Below are 2,936 nucleotides of genomic sequence, written 5' to 3'. Positions count from 1 at the left end.
GGCGTTGTTGGCATGGTCGGCCCTGGCGCCGGATGAGGTCGGATGCATTTTGTGACTTCCCTTTTATTTATCCGTAACACATTGATTTTGCGGGTCTATTGACGCAGCAACGTTCAATGATATTGGGAAATTTTTATTGGATTCTTGCAGATTGTCACAACGCCATGACTGGCCCCCAAACGGTGTGCCGCTTTCCCTCATCAAGACGCGGAAAAACAACAAGACCCGCCGCCGGGCCGGGTTTAGCCTTCCAGGCATGAAAAAAATCTCGATCATCGACTCGCACACCGGCGGCGAACCCACCCGGCTCATCGTCGACGGCGGCCCGGACCTGGGCAACGGCCCGCTGTCCGAACGGCTCGCGCGGATGCGCGCCGAACACGACCACATCCGCACGGGCACCGTGTGCGAACCGCGCGGTTCGGACGTCCTCGTGGGCGCGCTGCTGTGCGAACCCCATGCGCCGGAGTGCGCGGCGGGCGTCATCTTTTTCAATAACGTCGGGTACCTGGGCATGTGCGGACATGGCACGATCGGCCTCGTCGTGTCGCTGGCCCACCTCGGCCGCATCACGGCCGGACGCCACCGCATCGATACGCCCGTCGGCGTCGTGACGGCCGAGCTGCACGCGGACGGTTCGGTGAGCATCGACAACGTGCCGTCGTACCGGACGCGCAAGGACGTCCACGTCGATGTCGCGGGCCATGGCACCGTGCGCGGCGACGTGGCGTGGGGCGGCAACTGGTTCTTCCTCATCAAGCACCATGCGCTCCACATCGCCCCGGCCAATATCCCGGCGCTGACGGCGTTTGCGCAAGCCGTCATGGCAGCGCTGGCCGCGCAAGGCATCGCGGGCGACGGCGGCGCGCCGATCGACCACGTGGAACTGTTCGCCCCATCTCTCAACGCCGACAGCCGCAACTTCGTGCTGTGCCCCGGCAAGGCGTACGACCGCTCGCCCTGCGGCACGGGCACCAGCGCGAAACTGGCTTGCCTTGCCGCGGACGGCACGCTGGAACAGGGCGCCGTGTGGCGCCAGGAGAGCATCATCGGCAGCGTGTTCGAAGGCAGCTACCGCCGCGCGGGCGATACCGTCGCGCCGACCATCCGCGGCACGGCCTGGGTCAGCGCCGAGTCGACGCTGCTGTTCGAGGAGGGCGACCCATTCGCATGGGGCATTCCCGTCTAGTCCAGCTTTATCTGCCGCCCGTACTCGGTCGGGCTCATGCCTACGTACGACTTGAACTGGCGGCTGAACGCGCTGTGGTCCGTGTAGCCGCATTCGTACGCGATCTCCGCGATCTTCGCGCCCGGATCCTGTTCGATCAGGGTGCGCGCCGCCGCCAGCCGGCATTGCACGAGCAGCTGCCGCGGCGAATGCTGGAACACTTTCTGGAACAGCCGTTCCACGCGCGACAGCGACAACCCCGCTTCCTCCGCCAGCGCCTTCAGCGAGATATTCTCCCGATAGTTGTCGCTGATGTGCTGCGCGATCCGCGCGATCTGCCGGTACGCCGGGTGCAGGTCGTCCAGCAAACCGAGGTCCTGCGACGTGCCGATCAGGCCGACGACGTCGCCATCCTTGCCGAACAGCGGTATCTTCTTCGTGATGCACCACCCGCGGCTGCGGCCGGGGTAGATGTGCAGTTCGAGCTGCTTGTCGATCGCCGTGCCACTGGCGATGACTTGCCGGTCCTGTGCGAGATACGTCTCGGCCAGCGCGCGCGGGAACAGTTCCAGCGCCGTCTTGCCGAGCACATCCTTCTTGTGCCGAACTCCGCAGCGCCGCACCATGGTGCGGTTGATGCTCACATAACGGCCGTCCCGGTCCTTGACGAAGAATGCGACGTCGCCAAGCGCGTCGAAGATCGCTTCCACGGCCTGCATGCCGATAGTGTCGATGGCCCGGATGGTAGTGTCGTCGATCATGTTGTCCTCCCGGACGCCAATATAGGCGGGTTGCGCCCGCATGGCAAACGGCGGCCGGGCGCTGTGCCGATTTCGGCTTCCCCGGCGAGCGCTTCACGCAAGACCCCGCCGCCAAACAGGCCTAGCATGAAACCTTTCAAGCAAAGGAGACTAACCCCATGTGGAAAGGTGTTCTTCCCGCCGTCACCACCAAGTTCGACGAGGACGGTTCGCTCGACCATGACGAAATGCTGCGCTGCTTCCGCATCCAGATGGACGCCGGAGTGGATGGCCTCATCGCTTGCGGTTCGCTGGGCGAGGGGCCGATGCTGTCGCACGACGAACGCATCGACGTCCTGAAACTCTGCAAGGAAGCGGCCGGCACGAAGCCCGCGCTGCTGACGGTCGCGGAAGCGTCCACGCGGGATGCGTGCGCGCTGGCGCAGAAGGCGGCCAGGGCGGGCGCGGACGGCCTGATGGTCGTCCCGAGCACGATCTACCATACGGACCCGCGCGAGACGGTGGCGACCTTGCGCGCCATCGCGCAGGCGGGCGACCTGCCGGTCATGATCTATTCGAACCGTCTCGCCTACCGCGTCGACGTGACCGTCGAGATCATGGAAGAACTGGCGGACGATCCCCGCTTCGTCGCCGTCAAGGAATCGTCGGACGACATCCGCCGCAGCACCGACATCATCAACCGTTTCGGCGACCGCTTCGACCTGCTGACCGGCGTCGACAACCTCGCGTTCGAAGCGCTGACGGTGGGCGCCCAGGGCTGGGTCGCCGGCGTGGGCCTCGCGTTCCCGGCAGAGACGGTGGCGATCTGGCGCCTGGTCCAGGCCAGGCGCTACGACGAGGCGCTGCGCATCTACCGCTGGTTCCGCCCCCTGCTGGACCTGGACGTGTCGACTTACCTCGTCCAGAACATCAAGCTCGCGGAAGCGATCGCGATCGGTTCGAACGAGCGCGTGCGCGCGCCGCGCATGCCGCTCGCCGGCGCGCGCCGCCAGGCGGTGGAGCAGACG

General features: G+C 65.7%; 3 protein-coding genes. 2 read left to right on the top strand and 1 reads right to left on the bottom strand.

The window, feature by feature from the left end:
- The first annotated feature begins 256 nt into the window (after window positions 1-256).
- Entirely contained in the window at window positions 257-1,189 is a 933-nt protein-coding gene (locus ACEN88_RS28245; protein ID WP_413345001.1) for a 4-hydroxyproline epimerase, read from the top strand.
- Here ACEN88_RS28245 and ACEN88_RS28240 read toward each other — a convergent pair.
- On the bottom strand, window positions 1,186-1,929 hold the full coding sequence (locus tag ACEN88_RS28240) for a helix-turn-helix domain-containing protein (RefSeq protein WP_413344999.1): 744 nt from the start codon (window positions 1,927-1,929) through the stop codon (window positions 1,186-1,188). The genes ACEN88_RS28245 and ACEN88_RS28240 overlap by 4 nt on opposite strands.
- A gap of 158 nt (window positions 1,930-2,087) precedes the next feature.
- Between ACEN88_RS28240 and ACEN88_RS28235 the strand changes: the two genes are divergently transcribed.
- Window positions 2,088-2,936, top strand: an 849-nt coding sequence (locus ACEN88_RS28235) for a dihydrodipicolinate synthase family protein (RefSeq protein ID WP_413344997.1), incomplete at its 3' end; no start/stop codon positions are given.

The organism is Massilia sp. CT11-108 (genome assembly GCF_047302915.1).
Classification (GTDB): Bacteria; Pseudomonadota; Gammaproteobacteria; order Burkholderiales; family Burkholderiaceae_D; genus Telluria; species Telluria orientalis.
This window is presented reverse-complemented; position numbering and strand designations above follow the sequence as displayed.

Coding starts and splice junctions, on each gene's coding strand:
- ACEN88_RS28245 (WP_413345001.1), top strand. CDS start 257: ATGAAAAAAATCTCGATCATCGACTCGCACACCGGCGGCGAACCCACC.
- ACEN88_RS28240 (WP_413344999.1), bottom strand. CDS start 1,929: ATGATCGACGACACTACCATCCGGGCCATCGACACTATCGGCATGCAG.